We start from the raw sequence: 18450 nt of genomic DNA, 5'->3' as shown, positions 1-18450 counted from the left end.
GTTAAAGGGAAAAACTTTTTGACTCCAACTTTTCACAACTGATAAAAAATTCCACACACATCTGCGGAATGTGGGTTGCATAATGGAAGGCAGTCCGTTAATCCCTTCTAGGCTAGTCGCAAACTAGAAAAAATGGCTGTACTTGCTTGAAAGTACCGAGTTTTGTTATTTTTGTTAAAACTCAAATAAATTCCTATGAAATCAACTACTAGGGCGCTGAAAGAATGGAATGTAGCAGTTAATGCTTTGGAACAAGGTCAAACGATTGTACTGTTGCGGAAGGGGGGAATTCGCGAGCAAGCCGGACAGTTTAATGTTGGTGACAAACAGGTTTTATTATATCCAACTTTTGAACACCAACAGCCGGATTTATTAAAACCGGAGTTTGCACCTCAAGTCAAGACTGTCGAATCTGGTTGGCATCCTGAAGTTATTAGAATTGGCAGTTGGGCGGAGATTACCGATGTTTTTTTGGTAGCTTGGGAACCAGCCATTACTGCGTTGTTTCCTTATCATATTTGGAATGAAAAATTTGTTAGCGATCGCCTGAAATGGAAACAAACTCAACCAATTTATATTTTATTCCTGCGGGCTTATCGCCTTGCAGAAATTCGCGAAATCCCCTACATTCCTGAATACGGCGGTTGCCGTTCTTGGATCGATTTGGCAGATGCTATTTTGCTGGAGGGAAGCCAAGCTGTTTTGAGCGATCGAGAGTACATTGAACGCTCAAATGAAATCCGCAATCTCATAGCAAATCCTGCGAATGCTTCTGGTTCGCAGAGAGTGACAACGCTGACGGAAGGTAGCCAGGATTTTAGTCCTCATTAATAGTTTTTAAGGTACTTTTCGAGAGGCGCGCTTCTACCAAACCCAGCCCAAAATCCGCAGCTAAAGCCATTAAAGCCGCCGGAATTGCCCCAGCCAAAAGTAACTGATTGTTTACGGTAGCAACGCCACGGAAAATAAACACCCCCAAGCCACCCGCGCCAATTGCAGCGGCGATTGTAGCAAGCCCGATCGCAATTACTGCGGCAACTCGCACACCCGCCAGAATCACGCCCAGTGCCAGGGGAATTTCCACTTGCCATAACAGTTGCATATCAGTCATCCCCATGCCTCTTCCGGCTTCCGTAATCGCTGGATCGACGCCGACAATACCAGTATAAGTATTGCGGATAATTGGCAGTAAAGAATACAGAGTGAGGGCGATAATTGCCGTGCGATCGCCTATTCCACCCACTACTGGCACCGGGATTAGCAAGCCAAACAAAGCTAAACTGGGAATTGTTTGCATAATATTAGCAAATCCCAAAATTGGCTTTTTCAATTTTGGTTTTCTCGTTGCTAAAATTCCCAGGGGCATCCCCACAATAATAGCGATAAAAATTGCAACAGTTACTAAATATAAGTGTTCACTGGCGCGCTGAATTATCTCAGCGCCATAGCGGTTGATAAAATTTATCATTAGGTAATTGGTTATTGCTGATTGCTGTCAACCTTATAAATCATTTTCTATTTCAGAACTTGGTTCACCAGGATAGAAGCGAGAATCCAGAATTTCCTCTAAGCTGTAAAGGCAATTTTGAGGAAATGTTTTGAGAGGTAAATCGGTTTCTCCTGCTGCCAAATCTCTACCGTTTTGATAAGCTTCTTGGAAAGCTTCTTGCAAGTAAGGTTTCAGACTTGGGTTCTCCTGTATCAGTCTCTGAGTTTCCCGCCGCTGCACTCGAATTGTAGACAGCCAGCTACGACTGCGCTGCTGGGGCTGATATTGCCACTTCAGCAAATGTCCCAGCAAAATACTCAAACGATTTCTAAGTTCTTGAAGTTCCTGTTTGCCCAAAGATTCAATCTCCTCAATTAAATTTGGCAAGTCAAGTTGGCTCCACTGACACTTGCGAAGTAACTTGGCTTGTTCTTGCGTCCAAGCATAGAAGTCTGTCTCGTAAAGACTGTGCATCGTTTGATTATCAGCTTAGTTACTAAAACTATGTTATCAAATTTTTGCTAAATTATTCAAATTTAGCTACTTGCAAACATTCAAGAAATGCGCGAGCTTCGGGATGCTGAGATTTGAGAAAATCATCAGGTGTTGCCAATTCGATCAACCGTCCATCTTGCATCAAACCAATTCTAGAAGCTAACAAAAAAGCTTCTTGAATGCCGTGAGTCACAAAAATCACAGTTTTGCCAAGTTGCTGCTGCAATTGACCGAATTCCCGCTGTAATTCCAGACGAGTAATCGGGTCTAAAGCACCAAACGGTTCGTCCATTAACAATATCGGAGGGTCAGCCGCCAGTGCTCTAGCGACGCCTACCCGCTGCCGCTGTCCGCCGGATAACTGATGGGGATAGCGTTTGGCGAAGTGTTGGGGGTCGAGGTTGACTAATTCTAACAGTTGCCGGACGCGAGATTTAATACGATCGCCCTCCCAGCCTTCTAATTTCGGCACTAAACCGACGTTTTGCTCCACGGTAAAATGGGGAAACAAACCAATTTCTTGAATCACATAACCAATTTTTCGGCGCAGTTGAATAGGGTTCCACTGAGTTGTCAATTTTCCCATGACAAGAACTTCGCCGCTGCTTGGCGTTAGTAAATTGTTAATCAATTTCATGGTTGTAGTTTTGCCACTACCGCTGCGTCCCAGCAATACTAAAACTTCTCCTTGCAGCACTTTAAAATTGAGTTTGTCTACTAAATGCCTGCGGTTGAGGCGATATGTAACGTCGAGGCATTCGACAGCAACTTCATTATTGAGAGGCATGATTAGTTTGGGTGATGTTGGTTTTCAGGAATTTTAAACTTACACACAAGGGGCTATAAAGCAGGTTTTTTCCTAGATAATTTGCTGCATAACCCCAGATTTGTCAGAGAAACCGGGTTGATGAGAGTAAGTCCTAAAATTCAAATCAGCGAGCATCGGGGGACAATTCCCAATTCTAAAATCTAAAACCTACAATCTAAAATTGTCTTGATTTTGCCATTCTAGCAGTAATGCTCGACATTGGAGGCAAGTTAATTTTTTGAGCAAGTCGCGAATTCCGTCTGGGGTGACAGGATATTCAGCACCGATAAGTTCGGGGTTTACTGTTGCTGTCGGGTGCAATTCTGCCACAAAACCGTAGAGTTTTTGATTGGAGAATGAGCTGTTTATTGCCCAGCCGACGGTGTTAATCGGTTCGATGCGGGCGATCGCACTTTCTGTCACGGCTAGTTCTTTTTTGAGTATAGCTGGAACGGCTGCTGCTGGCGTGGCTTCGGCTGGTACGCGACCGCCGGGAAAATCCAGGGTTGCTTCTGCCACGCCGGGGCGATACATCGATGGGGGAAACAGCAATTTGTCAGCTTGAATTGTCAAGATTACAACTGAATCTGCTCTTTCTACTCGCCAATATTCTACTGTTTGCCCTTCGGTTGTTTCGAGATGTTCGGCGATTAGTTTTACCCAATGAGAGTTGATTTCTACAAACCGATCTAGAGTTTTCCACTGGGATTTTGGAGTTGGGTTCATGCCGGAATTTTTGAAATAAATCAGATGTTGTTTGCTATGGTAGGCGATCGTTGCCGAACCCAACAATAAAACATCGACCTTTTCAGCTTTGAGCCTGTGTTTTCCTCTCGATTGTAAATTTTTGCTACAACGCTACACATTCGCCTAGATAATTCCGTAACATAGACTACATAATCAAAGTTTATCTGCGCCTTCGCTCTGCGTTGTTTCAACCGCGCCCTGGTGCAGACTCTTAGCTAGACAGGAGTAGTTATGCAACTGCAAACAGATATTCGTACTTGGCAATCCCAACCAACGCCCGGAAGCTTCGCCAGTGTCCGCGACTGGGAAAAATTTGGCTGCGCCGTACCTGCACCAAAATTGGCTCCTTCTATGTGGGTTAAATTGTTCAATCCGCCAACCGCATTCAGCTTTGACGAAGCGTGGCTGTTGTGTGAATGTTCGGAAGAACAGTGGCTAGCTTGGATTCCTGATTATGGCGAAATTTTACTGAGTACACATGAATTTTGCGCTACTAAATCGTGAATTACGCAGACAAACTTTCATAAACCAGGTGTTAAAATCTATATCCCTCGCGTTCCACGGGATTTTTTGGAAAAAAGCTGGTTTCTGCGTAATTATGTCGTTTGCAGTGAGGAATGCAAGTCCTTAAACCTTGATAAGGACTTGCATTCCTCACTACAAACCTCTTATATGATGTCATTTCAGCCTATATCATATAATATCATGTCCCATAGATTGACCCCGATTAAAGACCGGGGCGGGTTTACAGATTTTCCCGTTTCTATTCAATATCTTGGCGAACCCGCCCCTCAGGAATCATGGTTAATTGACCGGACATGATATAAGTCCTAATAGATATTAATAGAAATTTCGCCAACAAAAAGAGCAATAGAAAACCTATTGCTCTTTTTGTTCAAAAACACTCTCTAGTTTTTATCTTTAGATAGCGAAAGTTATATCAACTGGCCTCGATTGACCCCAAGATCGCTGCGGTGACGGGTTTACTGTATCGATGCTTGCATGGGAGATATTGGTGAACCCGCCCTTACAGCAATTACGGTCAATTTAGCCCCTGTGATATTGCTGGCTTATTTGCAAACTGCACGGTTATTTGCGTTTCTGACAATCGTGCCTACTCTACCATTAATCTGAATCGGGTTCTTAGTGCTGGCTCGAATCAAAAGTGGTTGTTTGGCGAGACATTCTCTGATTGATGTTGCCCAGGCGGTGAGAGCTCCGGTGTATTCTGTACGACCCGCTGGGGCGCGAAACTGATCGGTAATTAGGAAATCCGAGGTGATGCTAGTGTCAGTAGCAACATTGGTAATAATTGGAAAATCAAAAGCTCTGGGCAAGGTTCTGTCTTGGATTCTGCCCGGTACTAACTGGTATTTCTTCGATCCACCCTTGTAGTCAATACCTGCTTGAGGGCTGGTGGGAGGGCTTGTTTGAGCCAAGGCGGGAACAGGCAAGCTTGCTACCAAAACGGTGCAGACACTCCAAAATAATTTCGATTTCATTCGATTCATCTCCTCAACTTTATGACGATTAGCACTAATTTAGGTATGCTCAAAAGACACTAGCTTTTATTGAGAAAGCGCCTGATGATATTGAGCTTTTGAATGTGAGTTCAACTTACCTAATTTATTACCAAACATCTTCAAAAATGTTAAAACGGGTTTGCCTGACAAACTGTAGAAAAGCTTCAGTTGAGTTAGATATTTACACATCTGAAGTTGTTACAGCATGGGGAGTCGGTTTTACCAGAATGATTCATTTTCGATCGATGTCATTGGAACTTTATCAAATTTTGTCTCAGATATCAAGTTTTGCCGATCGCGTATCACGTTTTAACACTGGTTTGCGGCTCGATCGAGCTTTGACTGTTGCGGGGTATACCAAAGCGAGAAAGATGCTACAGTGCATCGATGGCCGTTTGAGTATTTTCAGGCGACAATAGACAGAGAAGGGGCTTGAAAATAGGTGATTTTAGTGGAAGATAGTAAATTTATCGACGTATCGGACATTATGGGTGTTCCCGTGGCTCCGGCGGGTTACAAATCGGGCTTTGTGGGTATTGTCGGACGCCCGAATGTCGGAAAATCAACGCTGATGAATCAGTTGGTGGGGCAGAAAATTGCAATTACTTCGCCGGTGTCTCAGACGACGCGCAACAGGCTACGGGGCATCCTGACGACACCTGAAGCACAAATTATTTTTGTAGATACTCCCGGAATTCACAAGCCGCACCACCAATTGGGCAAGGTTTTAGTGCAGAATGCCCGCACCGCGATTAAGTCGGTGGATGTGGTGCTGTTTGTGGTGGATGGTTCGGTGGAATCGGGGGGGGGCGATCGATATATTGTCGAAATTCTCAGCAATATCGGCATTCCAGTGATTTTGGGGATGAATAAGTTGGACGAACAACCGTCGGATTGCGTGTTGATCGATCGAACTTACGAGCAAATTGTCAATCCTGAGTGGCCTGTAGTGAAATTTTCCGCTCTCACGGGCGAGGGTGTCGAGCCGCTGCAACAATTGTTAATCGAACATTTGGAGGTTGGGCCTTATTATTATCCGCCCGATTTGGTGACTGACCAGCCGGAACGCTTTATTATGGGCGAATTGATTCGGGAACAGATTTTGCTGCTGACGCGGGAAGAAGTGCCGCATTCGGTAGCAATTGCGATCGACATAGTTCAAGAAGAAGCAAAAATTACTCGCATTCTGGCGACAATTCACGTCGAACGGGATTCCCAAAAAGGCATTTTAATCGGTAAAAGCGGCAGTATGCTCAAGTCGATCGGCAGTGCGGCCCGCGAACAGATTCAAAAGTTAATTGAAGGCAAAGTATATTTGGAGTTATTTGTCAAGGTGCAGCCGAAGTGGCGGCAGTCGCGCACTCGTTTAGCCGAATTGGGCTATCGCGTGGAAGAATAAAACTTTATCTGTTGGCAGTTTCCCTCTCTTAATCCTGATGTGCTCAGAAGCAGATTAAAAACAAGATTGGCAACTTTGCCAGATCCGCAGCCATAGGCTAAGATTTTGCAAATATATCGTCAGTGGGAGTATAGTTTAGAGAGAGTCTGTTGAGGCAACCAATTTGAGAGCTTTTGTTGAACGATAGTCTGAATTTAGCTAGGCTACTTGGTTAATTGTTATGAATGAAGTCAAAGTACAGAAATCCATCTTGTTCCTAGCTGCTAATCCAAGAGGAACAACAAGCTTACGTTTGCAGGAGGAGGAACGGGAAATCAAAGACCGTTTGCGTCAAGCAGGATATGGTAAGGTTCCTATCAATTCAACAGGTGCGACCCGTACAAGAGATATTCAACAATCAATGTTGGATTTCAAGCCTCAAATTGTACATTTCAGTGGACATGGCGCAGGACAAGAAGGGTTGGTTTTTGAAGATGTAACTGGACAAGCAAAATTAGTTGATTCAGAAGCCTTAGCAGATTTATTTAGACTTTTCTCTAGTCATGTAGAGTGTGTCGTTTTAAACGCTTGTTACTCAAAGTTTCAGGCTGAGGCGATTGCGCGGCATATAAATTACGTTGTAGGCATGGAACAGGCGATCGGAGATCGTGCAGCATTTGAATTTGCGGTTGGCTTTTACACAGCAGTTGGTGCTGGTGAATCTTTTGAGTTTGGTTATCAGTTAGGGTGTAATGCTATTCGTATAGAGGGAATTCCAGAGCATTTGACACCTACTCTGTTCAATAAGAAAGCATTAGGCAAGAGTATTTCAATTGGAAATGTTCAAGGTGTACCCACGATAGTGTTTTTCGTAGTTTACACAGAAGTAGGTGCAGAGTATCAAGTAACTGCGGCTCGGAATATGAGAACGCAAACGCTAATAGAAAACATTCTGGCTGTTCTTAAGGAAGAAGTTGCAGAAAGTCTCTTTATCAAAAATGCAGAGATGTATAATTGGAGTCTCTTCCTTAGAGAAAATCTCTTAACAGCGATTCCCTCAAATTCTCCTCTTCAAGCCGCAGGTATCAAAGATGGTACTATTTGCGAAATTCATGCTGAAATTAAAGAATCTTTTTTGACAATTCGTGAGATCTTTTCTCCATCGACTGTACATAATGTTCCTTCCTTGAATGGAAGTGACGTTGATCAAGTGGAGCTTCGCCAGCAATTTTATGAAGAGTACACCCAAAGGAAACAGCAAAAAGAGGATTAAGTCATTTATTTATCTAGATGAGTACAAAATGTACTCAATCTCCTCACAGATATTTGAAGGACTAACGGAATACGTAACAAATTACTCTGGTAATAAAAGGAATGAGCTAGAGGCTCAGGAAGGACCTGTAGGAAGTGGACGAGTCTTAGCTGATATCCTTAATAAGGAAGCTTCTACTGAGGAGAGGAAATTTCTGCATGATTACTCTTACAGTCTTTTTGAAGAGAAGCTCTTTGATGATAAAAGAGTTTTGCAGATTGACTCAAGTAACATTGGAAAGAAAATCAAGAATCTTGACGACTACGACTTTATCAAGATAAGAGGAAGGCTTCTATTTAATGATGTAAAAATAGTCAATGAAACCATTAAAAATATTAACCAACTTGGAATGGCTTGTGCTTACCTTGCTAGCTATTCAAATCTAGAGGAGTTGCGAAATCAACTCAGTGATGCCTTAGTTCAATCGAAAAACAAAAATGAAAAGGCTTTTGCCAAGCACTCTCCTAAGAAGATAAATGATCTATCTATTATAGCTAAGCATCTAGGCTGGAACATAGATCAAGAGTTTCTTGATAACGTCGGGGTTGTTTTAAATTATGGCTATAAAGATCAGTTTGAGGTCAGAACGTATCTTTCATCTGAACCGGAAGGGAACTATTTGTTTAGCGCACTTTTAAAGAGAGAGTACTTAAGAGAGGAAGAGAATCTTATCGTCAAGAAGTATTCTAGATACTCAGAGAAAGACTTTATAATTTTTGGAACAGTTACTCAAAGTAAGGATGGGCAAACTGATTTACCTGCTGAAGAATCTTCGGGTTCAGGAGATATGAAAGAGGCTGTTGCTCAGATGATCTTAAAGCTCTCTGAGATGGAAAAGCAATTTACTGGAAAACTCAAAAATGAGATTATGGTAGATCCAATTGCAATCTACAGAGAGTTTTGATTCTTCTGCGGGTAAGAGGTATAACAAGACAGTGGAGCGGACGGTACAGAGTCTTCGCCCTACGTTCTAGTCTACTCGCCGCCACTCACTTTAGCCGTTATCTCATAAACGCTGCCTGACTTTGGAGATAATTTGGAATCTCGATCGAGAGCTTGACCTACAGAAAATTGGTAGAATAAATAGACACGCTTCGATCGCGCACCATGCAACAAGCTAGTAGATCCAATCTTTTCGCCAAACCTCAAACGAGGAGATTCTCAAATGCCATTGGCTGAACTAATGTCACAGATCCAGGAACTTTCAAAAATTGACAAGCTTCGGCTGATGCAGTTTCTGGCAACAGAACTGGTCAAAGAAGAAGATGCAACAAACTTTTTTGTTGCCGATCGAGAGTATCCGGTCTGGTCGCCTTACAATTGCTCGGAGGCTGCCAATGTTTTAATGAATCTTCTGACGACAAAACAACAAGAACAGAATGATTGACGCTCAGAGATTTCCCTACAAAATCATTGACAGCAGTCTTGGCATGGTCGATCGAATGCCGTATCTGCCATTGACACTCAGCCTGAACGGTCAATCCTTGAACGCTGAGGGCTTATTAGATACAGGCGCAAGCGTTAATGTTTTGCCCTACGAGTTAGGGCTACAACTGGGCTTAGTCTGGGAAAATGAGACACTCTCAGTCGTATTGGCTGGGAATTTGGCTCGATTTGAAGCCCGCGCAGTCGTTGTTAATGCTCGAGTTAGTTCATTCCCAATGCTTAACCTGGCATTTGCCTGGACACAAGCAACCAATGTACCTTTGATTTTGGGGCAAGCTAATTTCTTCTTCGAGTTTGATGTCTGTTTCTTCCGGGCACGTTCAGAATTTGAAATCCGTCCTAAGCAGAGTGAATAGAAATGAAGACTCTCCAACTATACCGTTATCTCGTAAACGCAGCCTGACTTTGGAGATGGTTCGGAATCTCGATCGAGAATTAAGGATTCCGTAGGAGATTCCGATCGAGCCTTATCCTGCACAAAAACTTAGAAACCTGAACGCGAAGAAAAAGCCGCCCCAAAAGGACGGGACTTTAGCACTCCGCTACACTCCGCTTATTACCAACAACTATCAAGGCAACTCAACGGAACTCGGTTTAGCAATGTGAGGCAAGCCCCAGCCCAATTTTTCCCGCAAAATGTGGAAAAACTCAAAAGATTGCACCCGAATAAAGCGGGCTTGGTACTGAGCTCGCTCGACTTGCACCCAATCTTCGGGCAGAACATAACATCCGCCGTTCCCGTCTACCACCATTACCAGGCGGTTTGGACTCGCCGGTAAAATCTTGACCGGCTCAGTGTTGGAAAACACCAAAGCCCGCGAAGCCATTGAATGCGGGCAAATTGGCAGCAACTGCAACACCGGCACTCCGGGAATGATGACAGGGCCGCCGGCAGAAAGGGCGTAAGCTGTCGATCCTGTCGGAGTCGCGATGATGACTCCATCTGCGGCAATGTCAATAGAGGCGTGCTGACCGATCGCCACTTCAAAATGACACATACAAGTCAGCGGTTCCCGGTGCAGCACCATTTCATTGAGACAAAGGGCTTCCCAGAGGCAGTCGTTTTCTCGAAACAGCCGCACCGCCAGCATCGATCTTTCTTCTATTTCGTATTCTCCAGCGATTACCTTTTCCAAAGCTTGCGGCAGCAAGTTCAGGTAAGTTTCTGTTAAAAAGCCCATGTGACCGGTATTGACAGTCAACAGCGGCACTCCAATCGGAGCGACTTGGCGAAATGCCGACAGCACCGTACCGTCGCCGCCCAAAACCACTGCAAACTCCATGTCGCTGTCAAAACCGGGGGGGACGAGTTGTTCGATCGGGTTGTGGCACATCGGGCGATCGGGGCTAGAATAGCCCAGAATTCCTCCGGAACCAGAAACCGAGCAAACCTCCCAGCCGCGGGCAGTCAGCTTGTCTTCCAACTCTGCGGCGATGCGACAAGCCACAGGTTTAACGTCGTTGTATATAATCCCAGCTTTCGGCACTTTAAAATGTAAAGGGCATTTTTTGTTTACTCCGTTTTTTAGTCTTAAGCTGCTCGTACTCTATTTCCTTGAGCTTCTTCATAATCAGATTAAAGTATTCTTCGAGATAAGACTCCAAAGTAGTAGTTTCTTTAGGGTCGATTCCGAAGACACTGTAAACATCATCCATCGGAGCTTTCAAGGGTTTTCCGGCGGCTAAAACTTCTGAAAAAGCCAATCTGTCAGCTACGTTCCAACTCCACTGAAAGAAGGTAGCTAATTTACGAGTACCCTGCAACAAGACATCTGGGGTGCGCGTAATTTTGGCTTCCTTCCCTGACAGCCGTTCGCACAACCGCACGATTTCGTCAGCATCCCAAGCGCGATTTCCCACCACCGGAAAGCTTTTTTTCTCGGTTTCGGGAACGGAAAGGGCCCGGACGGCAAATTTAGCAACGTCCTGAGTGTTCATGTAGGCAAGGGCGGATGGCTTGTTGGGCAGCCAGACTGCCTGATTGTCCAAAATCGGCATTGCATACAGGCTCAGCAGTCCTTGCAAAAAGCCGCAAGGTCTCAAGATTGTATAGTCTAGACCGGATTCTGCTAAGAACAATTCGGTACAGCGCTTGATTTCCAACAAGGGGACTTGGGGATATTTCTCCGCGTCGAGAAAGGAAAAGAATATGTAACGCTTGATGCCTGCTGCTGCTGCTGCTTGGATCAGCGATACTTTTCCGTCCCAGTCTACTCTTTTGATGCTGACAGAATCGGCTGCACTTGCTGTTGCTGCATCGATAATAGCACTGACGCCTTCTAGGGCCGGAGGCAGACTGTCTGGCTGGCAAAGGTTTCCCGGTACGAGTTCAGCGCCCCATTCTTTCAAAAATGCAGCTTTTCTGTAACTTCTGACTAAACAGCGCACCTGGTAGCCCTCGTCTAGGGCGCGGCGGGCTATTTGGCGGCCGAGAGTGCCGGTGGCACCTAAAATCAATAAAGTCATCTAGGGATTAATTATGAATCTTAAACTTTCTATAAGATGGTATCAGGTTTTTGTTAAGTTTGTTATAAAAACTTAACAAAAACCTGAAATTTTCTCATTTTAGGCTTGAGATATTCGCCAGCAGGCTTGCTTTCGGCAGCAAGTAGACTCTAGAAGGCAGAAGGTAGAAGGCTTGTGAAGGATTGGTTGAAAAAAACTTATTCTTCGCCGCCTTGCAATTTGAGCAGGAGGAAGCCTCCACCTATACCCACGAAAATTAGAGAAAAGGACAAAAAGGCTGCATTGAAAATTTCAGGATTCATGATTTGATAAGTCCAATTGGGCGATCGCATTAAATAAAGATAATATAATTTGGGGCAACCAGGTACATGAATGCTAAAATTTCAGTGCCGAAATTCCTGTATTTTGTTGGAGAAAACTGCCTTGAGTCTCGATCGGGAATCACAACTAGCTGTAACTCTGGGAGATCCGGCGGGAATTGGCCCGGAAGTGATTCTCAAGGCATTGGCAGATCCCGCTGCTGGTTTGAGAGTAACAGTTATAGGTTCTAGGAGAGTTTTGCAGGAAACTTACGATAAGTTGCGATCGAGCAATCCAGCAGCAGAAGCGGCAAATCCCGAAACATTAAATATTATTGATATTGAACCAGACAACAAGTGGGGCGAAATAGTCCCCGGTGTCGGGAGTGCAGCTAGCGGGGCGGCTAGCTTTGCTTACATGGAAAGCGCGATCGCCCGTACCATCGCCGGCGAATTCTCCGCCATCGTCACCGGCCCAATTTCCAAAACTTGCTGGCAGGCGGCCGGTTACAATTATCCCGGACAAACAGAACTCCTCGCAGAAAGGGCAAAATCCCAGCGATTCGGAATGCTGTTTGCCGCCACATCTCCACACAGCGGTTGGACGCTAGTAACTTTACTCGCTACCACACATATTTCACTCCGTCAAGTCCCAGATGCGTTGACTCCAGAATTGCTGAGTGAAAAACTAGAATTATTGATAGACTGTTTGCGGGAAGATTTTGGGCTGGAAAGACCGAAAATTGCGATTTCTGGCTTAAATCCTCACAGCGGCGAAAATGGCAAACTGGGAAATGAAGAGCAAGACTGGATGATACCTTGGTTGGAAACGCAGCGCGATCGCTTTCCTCAAGTGCAGTTAGACGGGCCAGTACCCCCCGATACCCTGTGGGTAAAACCGGCTAAAGTTTGGTACGGTTTAGCCACAGAAGCTCACGACGGTTACTTGGCAATGTACCACGACCAGGGGTTGATTCCAGTAAAATTGATGGCTTTCGATAAAGCAGTCAACACTACAATTGGCTTGCCTTTTGTCCGCACGTCTCCGGATCACGGCACAGCTTTTGATATTGTAGGTCAAGGGATTGCAGATGCCTCCAGCATGAAGGCAGCATTGCAGTTGGCCGCCCAGTTGGCTAGTCGCAGAACAGCAGTTAAAATAGGGCGATAGCTTTAGTACGCCTGACGCTTGGAACAATTGTGTCATTCCTATTGATTTTCGCTGGGGTGAGGCGGCAAGCAAGCTGGTAATTTCCTTCGGTCGATTAAAATCAACTATTGGTAGCGCAGTATGGCAGCATTTAATGATAATTCAGGCAAAATATATCAGTCAGAAAAAGAGGTTTCTGATGCAACTCTGGCAAGTTCTAAAGCTGGAGAGCAACTTCAGGAATTGCTAACCATACTGACTGAATTTCAGTTATTGAAGAAATCCAAAAAAGAACCAAGCGAGCTGAAGTTACCGCTTTCGGAAAAGTCTGTGCAGCGGTTGGAGGATGAGGAAAATCGGCGCAAACAATTGTCTTTTCGGATCGAATCACCGAGTATTGTACCGGAAGTATTAACTAACGAGGAAGAGATCCCACCTCAAAGACGAGAAAACAATAATCAGGAACCCGATTTATCTATAGCCGCGAAGGTAGCCCGAAAAAATCGGCACTCGGAAGAAGAATTAGAACAAGCAGTAGAGCAGTTTAAGCAGTTGCAACAACTACTGTTTGAAAGGGATTTACCGGAATTTTACAGTAATGTTTTGAGTGTGGAACAAAGGTTAGAAAATTTTGAGAAGTTGATGTCTGAGCCCGAAGAGTTGATGATTTTGCTGAAACCGTTAATTCCTGAGTTAGTGAGAGAAGAATTAGATGGGTTGAAGTTGGAATTGAAAAAGGCGATCGACCTCGCGAGCAATAATAAAATTAATCGCATCGAGTTGGAGGCAAAATTAGCAGATTGGGAAAATCAAATTGCTAACTTGAACCAGCAGCCACTGCCGAATACAGAACACTTAATCCAACGGCTGATGCCAGTAGTGGGCGATCTGCTCAACCGTAAGGTAGAGGAGTCTAAGTTAGAGGTAGCTTCGGCGATCGCACCGAGAGTCAATCAAGTAATTCACAATCAAAACGGACTTGAAGAACAGGTAGTAAGAATTGAAGATAGAGTTGCGAATATTCAGCAGCGTTACCAGCAGCAGCCGGAAGATTTAATTAAGCAGTTAGTGCCGGTAGTGAGCGATTTACTGAACCGCAAAATTAGTGAATTAAAATTAGAGGTTGTAGAAGCTGTTGCCCCCTCAGTACAGGTAAGAATAGCTTGGGTAGAAATAGAAGAAAAAGTATTGAGCATCATCGAGCGCCGACTGGCTACGCAACAGTCGCCAATTCAGAAGCCAGAAGAGATAATGGCGATGCTAATGCCGGCAATAACTGATTTGCTGAATCAGAAAATCGATGAATCAAAATTACAAGTAGCCGCGACGATTGAACCTTTGATGCAATCAGCAATTCTTCAAAGAGAATTTCAAGGAAAATTGAGCGACGTAGAAAGTAGACTCAATAATCTTCAGCGACAGCAAAAAACTCAGCCGGAAGATATAATGGCAAGGTTAATGCCGTTAATGATTGAGTCGCTGAACCGGAAAATCGAGGAGACCAAGTTAGAGGTGAGAGAGGCGATCGCACCTGGTGTCAACACGGCTATTCAAAACAGCGGTATTGCAGCACAAATATTAAATAATGAAACTAAGATTCTCGAAGTTCAGCAGCAAGTTTTAGGCGAGATAGAAGGGTTGATGGCAAGAATAATGCCAGTGATTGTAGAAATGATATCTCGAAACATCGGGGAAGCAAAGCTAGAGATAGAATCTGCGATCGCCCCCGCTGTCGATGCCATCATTCAGAATAAAAAGATCGATCAAAGACTTGGGAAGATCGAACAACAGATTGTGGCGATCGAACACCGGATTTATGAATCCACAGACTTGTTTACAGATTTACTGAAACCTTTGATTGACGAGCTGATGGTTAGCCATCACGCCCAACTACAAAAGTCGGTCATCGAATCTATTTTACCATTGTTAGATGAAGTTGTAAGTTATAATTACAGACTCAACGATAAAGTAGGGGAACTTGATCGCAAAATTACTGATGCGGAATGGGGAGGCGATCGGGAACAATTAGAGGCCCGAATAAGACTCATCTTTCCTGAAATGATGCTCCAAACAATTAACGAGTCTAGAAAATCATTTACCGCAACAATCGCTCCGATAATTGATGAAATAATTAATACCAAAAGCCGAGAAAATAGGCAATCGATGGGAGTAGCCATATCACCGGCTCTGTCTGTAGGAATTAGCCACAGAATCAGTGAATCGCCCGATGAAATTGCAATGGCGATCGCGCCGGAAATGGCCGCCGCTATCAAACAGCAAATTCATCTCAAGCGAGAAGCAATGTCGGATGCACTTTATCCGATCATCGGCAGCACGATTTTAAAATACATCGCCGAAATGATGCGGGAGATTAATGAAAAACTCGAATCAGCTTTAAGTCCAGAGGGAATTAGCCGCAAAATTAAAGCCAAATTACAGGGCATTTCTGAAGCGGAATTGCTGATAAAAGAAACAACACCAATGAGTGTTAAAGCTGTCTTTTTAATTCAAGCAAAATCGGGCTTAGTAATTTCAGCAGTGCAGAAGTCTGAACGCGAACAGCTAGAATCAGACATGGTAGCGGGAATGCTGACTGCTATTCGGGCTTTTGTCAACGATTGCATATCTCAGTCGGGAAATATTGCAGAAATTGATGCAATAGAATACGGCACATCTACCATCGTATTGGAAGTTGCGGGTTCGTGTTATCTGGCAGTAGTGATGCAAGGAGAAACCCGCCAGTGGTTTAAGTATAAAATGCGATCAATATTCAACAATATTGTTCAAGAATACGGAGAGCAAATTCAGTCATTTAACGGCGATCCAGCAACTGTGCCACCCGAAGTAAACTCGAAATTGCAAAAATTAATCGATACAGAGGTAAAAGTTAAATCTCCTAAACTGCCAATTTTACCCATTATCGGTTTGGCAGCGTTAGGTTTAATTGGCGTACCTTGGGGAATTCATCAATACCGCAGCGGAGTTGAAGCGAGCTTAGAAGCAGATACGAATTTAGCATTACAATCTGCTCCAGAGTTATCGGTTTATCGTATCGCGGCAGATGTTAAAGATAAATTATTGGAGATTTCGGGACGAGTGCCGAATCAAAAGCTGCGCTCTAAAGCGGAAAAAATAGCTCACCAAGCGGCTCCCCAATTAAAAATTGACAATAAAATTATAGCCGTTGAAGTACCTCCCGATCCGGTTTTAGTAGAAGCCGATGTCAAGCGGACGGCAGCTCTTTTGAATAAAGTAGAAAGCATTGATATCTCAGCTCGCTATGCAGAGGGAAAAGTCGCCGTTGCAGGCAGCGTAAGCAAAGTGCCAGATGCTCAGAAAATAACTCAAGCTTTTGAGAAAATTCCGGGGGTGAAGTCGGTAACAAATACAGTGATAATAGGAACTCCACCGCCGCCAAAGATAATAATGCCAGTTCGGGTGTATTTCGGTGCAGGCTCGGCAAGTTTGGAGGCGAAAGACGTAGCACAAAAGCTTAGCAAAGTCAAGGAATATATGGAGAAAAATCGCATGAAGAATTTAAGGATAGTGGGCTACAGCGATTTTAAAAGCACTCCGGTAGAAAATAAAAAGTTGGCACTGGAAAGGGCGACAAATGTGAAAAATATTTTGGTTAGACAAGGGATAAATGGCAACAGAATACAAGTTGCTTCTACTAAGGGTCGTCCGGAAGGTGTGGAGGCAAATCAACCGCTGTGGCTGAGCAGATTGGTAATATTTGAGGTGATAAATTAAAATTGGGAATTGGGAATAGGGAATTGGGAATTGTTGACTGTTGACGGCGTTGAGTGATGACAACTGACAACTGCCCACTGACAACTGACAACTGCCCACTGACAACTGACAACTGCCTCTTAAATTAATCGAACTCGCCCGGAGGTAAAGGCTTGTATTCGATCGCCCGCCAAGCATATTAACAAGCGGCCGCTTCCATCAATGCCGGCTGCTTCTCCGCAGATGGTTTCTGAGGAAAGTTCGATCGCCACCGGGCAGCCAATCAACGCATCGCGGCGGCGCAATTCCGGCAAAAGTAGCGCTAAACCGGACTTGGAGGCTGGCTTGTCTGTGGTAGAAAACATATCGGCTAGTTCGAGTAAATAGTGCCGCAGTCGATCGAGCAAACACAGTTCATCTGGTACTGTACTAGCAATAGAATGCAAGCTTACCGCATTGCCGAGATCCCTTTCATCCAATCCCGCAGCCGCGAAATCTACGCAGCGGTTGAGTCCAATTCCCACAATGGCGCGAGTTTTGCCCAAAGCATTGCCCGAAGTGGCTTCGCAGAGAATTCCGGCTAATTTGTGGCGATCGATCCAGACATCGTTTGGCCATTTCAGGCGCAGCATATCGCGACAGTCGGGAACCAAATCTTCGATCGCGTAAATCACAGCTAAACCCGCTGCTAAACTGAGTCCCGGCAACAGAGTGGGGTTGAGGTTTTCGAGTACAAAACTAACAGTCAACACACCGCTTGGGGCGTGCCAGGTGCGCCCGTGTTGGCCGCGCCCGCTGGTTTGCCGCTTGGTAAATACTGCATCTCCGTGGTGGAGTTGGGTCGCGCGGGCGATCGCCCAACTGTTGGTACTCGGACAGGTATCCAAGGAGTGTAGCCAGTGAGGGAGGTTTGGGCGATCGGGTTCTGGGGATGCGGGCACGGGAGTTAAGGGCAATTCAGACAAGATTTGATTTGTAGTATTTGATATCTAAAAGCTGATTATCCCATTTTCCAGAAGTGCCACCTCGCGCGACGGCGAGAATTTAGAGACATTGGAGTGTAGTACAGTTTCAGCATCAGATTAACCTTGCGCCACACCACCTATTTAGCACCCAACCCCTTGATATATAAAGGTTTTGGGGAAAAGTGAGGGTTTATTGGAGCGATCGACACCCCTTTAAAAAACCCAATTTAAAAAAAAGTTGTATTACCCCCTTGACAGTCTTGTATTACACAATGTAGTATAAATGTATGGCGAAGGGGAAAGAGCTTCAAAGCCTTACCCCACGAGCAATATGAACCTTGAAAACTGAATAGGAAGTTAATCATGTCACATAATTGTGGACATCGGCGGTGTAGACTCCGGCAACAATAGCCCGATCGGGTTGTAGTACGCGGAATCAACCGCCACCCCGTCCCAACTTGTGTAATTCAAGGACAGAATATTGTTCATTTTCGCGGGGGTATAGCTCAACCGGTCAGAGCAGTCGCCTGTCGAGCGAAAGGTTGCGAGTTCAAGTCTCGTTACTGATACTTTTAATCCAGACAATCTCCGACAATCGGCGAAAATCTGAATATAGCACACTCATCAGACAAGTCTGAGA

20 protein-coding genes are annotated in these 18450 nt (G+C 44.7%); 10 read left to right on the top strand and 10 right to left on the bottom strand.

Annotated features, from left to right (window positions below):
* The first annotated feature begins 195 nt into the window (after positions 1-195).
* Entirely contained in the window at positions 196-831 is a 636-nt protein-coding gene (locus QUA74_RS27280) for a DUF1802 family protein (protein WP_333335305.1), read from the top strand.
* Here QUA74_RS27280 and QUA74_RS27275 read toward each other — a convergent pair.
* The 4 genes from QUA74_RS27275 to QUA74_RS27260 form a co-directional block, all read right to left on the bottom strand.
* The gene (locus QUA74_RS27275; RefSeq protein ID WP_333335302.1) at positions 818-1468 is read right to left on the bottom strand and encodes an ABC transporter permease; all 651 of its coding nucleotides are present in this window, start codon (positions 1466-1468) and stop codon (positions 818-820) included. The two genes, QUA74_RS27280 and QUA74_RS27275, sit on opposite strands and share 14 nt — an antisense overlap.
* A gap of 33 nt (positions 1469-1501) precedes the next feature.
* On the bottom strand, positions 1502-1963 hold the full coding sequence (locus tag QUA74_RS27270) for a DUF29 domain-containing protein (RefSeq protein ID WP_333335299.1): 462 nt from the start codon (positions 1961-1963) through the stop codon (positions 1502-1504).
* 52 nt (positions 1964-2015) lie between these two features.
* Entirely contained in the window at positions 2016-2771 is a 756-nt protein-coding gene (locus QUA74_RS27265) for an ATP-binding cassette domain-containing protein (protein ID WP_333335296.1), read from the bottom strand.
* 189 nt (positions 2772-2960) lie between these two features.
* Complete coding sequence (locus QUA74_RS27260) at positions 2961-3518, bottom strand: NUDIX hydrolase (protein ID WP_333335293.1); 558 nt, start codon at positions 3516-3518, stop codon at positions 2961-2963.
* A gap of 252 nt (positions 3519-3770) precedes the next feature.
* Between QUA74_RS27260 and QUA74_RS27255 the strand changes: the two genes are divergently transcribed.
* Complete coding sequence (locus QUA74_RS27255; protein ID WP_333073661.1) at positions 3771-4043, top strand: hypothetical protein; 273 nt, start codon at positions 3771-3773, stop codon at positions 4041-4043.
* Positions 4044-4609: 566 nt separating this feature from the next.
* Here the strand turns inward: QUA74_RS27255 and QUA74_RS27250 are convergent.
* Positions 4610-5041 (bottom strand): hypothetical protein, encoded by a 432-nt coding sequence (locus QUA74_RS27250; RefSeq protein ID WP_333335290.1) that lies wholly within the window; start codon positions 5039-5041, stop codon positions 4610-4612.
* Between the two features lie 104 nt (positions 5042-5145).
* On the opposite strand from QUA74_RS27250, the gene QUA74_RS27245 reads away from it, so the two are divergent.
* The 6 genes from QUA74_RS27245 (at position 5146) to QUA74_RS27220 (ending at position 9554) form a co-directional block, all read left to right on the top strand.
* The gene (locus QUA74_RS27245; protein WP_333335287.1) at positions 5146-5481 is read left to right on the top strand and encodes a hypothetical protein; all 336 of its coding nucleotides are present in this window, start codon (positions 5146-5148) and stop codon (positions 5479-5481) included.
* 68 nt (positions 5482-5549) lie between these two features.
* Positions 5550-6461: a GTPase Era gene (gene era / locus QUA74_RS27240; RefSeq protein WP_333335307.1), complete on the top strand. Its 912-nt coding sequence runs from the start codon at positions 5550-5552 to the stop codon at positions 6459-6461.
* A gap of 220 nt (positions 6462-6681) precedes the next feature.
* Positions 6682-7713: a CHAT domain-containing protein gene (locus QUA74_RS27235; RefSeq protein ID WP_333335285.1), complete on the top strand. Its 1032-nt coding sequence runs from the start codon at positions 6682-6684 to the stop codon at positions 7711-7713.
* Positions 7673-8656 (top strand): DUF6414 family protein, encoded by a 984-nt coding sequence (locus tag QUA74_RS27230; RefSeq protein ID WP_333335282.1) that lies wholly within the window; start codon positions 7673-7675, stop codon positions 8654-8656. The genes QUA74_RS27235 and QUA74_RS27230 overlap by 41 nt, the downstream gene beginning before the upstream one ends.
* A gap of 279 nt (positions 8657-8935) precedes the next feature.
* Positions 8936-9139, top strand: coding sequence for a hypothetical protein (locus QUA74_RS27225; protein WP_333335279.1), 204 nt, complete (start codon positions 8936-8938; stop codon positions 9137-9139).
* The gene (locus QUA74_RS27220; protein ID WP_333335276.1) at positions 9132-9554 is read left to right on the top strand and encodes an aspartyl protease family protein; all 423 of its coding nucleotides are present in this window, start codon (positions 9132-9134) and stop codon (positions 9552-9554) included. Before QUA74_RS27225 ends, QUA74_RS27220 begins: the two co-directional genes overlap by 8 nt.
* 213 nt (positions 9555-9767) lie before the next feature.
* Here QUA74_RS27220 and QUA74_RS27215 read toward each other — a convergent pair whose 3' ends face one another.
* The 3 genes from QUA74_RS27215 to petM form a co-directional block, all read right to left on the bottom strand.
* The gene (locus QUA74_RS27215) at positions 9768-10685 is read right to left on the bottom strand and encodes an NAD(+) kinase (protein WP_333335273.1); all 918 of its coding nucleotides are present in this window, start codon (positions 10683-10685) and stop codon (positions 9768-9770) included.
* A gap of 1 nt (position 10686) precedes the next feature.
* Positions 10687-11664: an NmrA family NAD(P)-binding protein gene (locus QUA74_RS27210; RefSeq protein ID WP_333335270.1), complete on the bottom strand. Its 978-nt coding sequence runs from the start codon at positions 11662-11664 to the stop codon at positions 10687-10689.
* Positions 11665-11861: 197 nt separating this feature from the next.
* Positions 11862-11966, bottom strand: a complete 105-nt coding sequence (gene petM / locus QUA74_RS27205) for a cytochrome b6-f complex subunit PetM (protein ID WP_172189541.1) — start codon at positions 11964-11966, stop codon at positions 11862-11864.
* A 70-nt stretch (positions 11967-12036) separates the two neighbouring features.
* On the opposite strand from petM, the gene pdxA reads away from it, so the two are divergent.
* Together pdxA and QUA74_RS27195 are read left to right on the top strand one after the other, a co-directional pair.
* Entirely contained in the window at positions 12037-13134 is a 1098-nt protein-coding gene (pdxA, locus tag QUA74_RS27200; RefSeq protein ID WP_333335267.1) for a 4-hydroxythreonine-4-phosphate dehydrogenase PdxA, read from the top strand.
* Between the two features lie 120 nt (positions 13135-13254).
* Complete coding sequence (locus tag QUA74_RS27195) at positions 13255-16866, top strand: OmpA family protein (RefSeq protein ID WP_333335264.1); 3612 nt, start codon at positions 13255-13257, stop codon at positions 16864-16866.
* Positions 16867-16985: 119 nt separating this feature from the next.
* On the opposite strand, the gene QUA74_RS27190 is transcribed toward QUA74_RS27195, so the two are convergent.
* Together QUA74_RS27190 and QUA74_RS27185 are read right to left on the bottom strand one after the other, a co-directional pair.
* Positions 16986-17810, bottom strand: a complete 825-nt coding sequence (locus QUA74_RS27190) for a biotin--[acetyl-CoA-carboxylase] ligase (protein ID WP_333335261.1) — start codon at positions 17808-17810, stop codon at positions 16986-16988.
* Positions 17811-18176: 366 nt separating this feature from the next.
* Positions 18177-18299 carry a hypothetical protein gene (locus QUA74_RS27185; RefSeq protein WP_333335258.1) on the bottom strand — a complete coding sequence of 41 codons (123 nt, stop codon included), beginning with the start codon at positions 18297-18299 and terminating at the stop codon, positions 18177-18179.
* Positions 18300-18450 lie beyond the last annotated feature (151 nt).

It is taken from the genome of Microcoleus sp. LAD1_D3 (genome assembly GCF_036702135.1).
GTDB lineage: Bacteria > Cyanobacteriota > Cyanobacteriia > Cyanobacteriales > Microcoleaceae > Microcoleus.
This window is presented reverse-complemented; position numbering and strand designations above follow the sequence as displayed.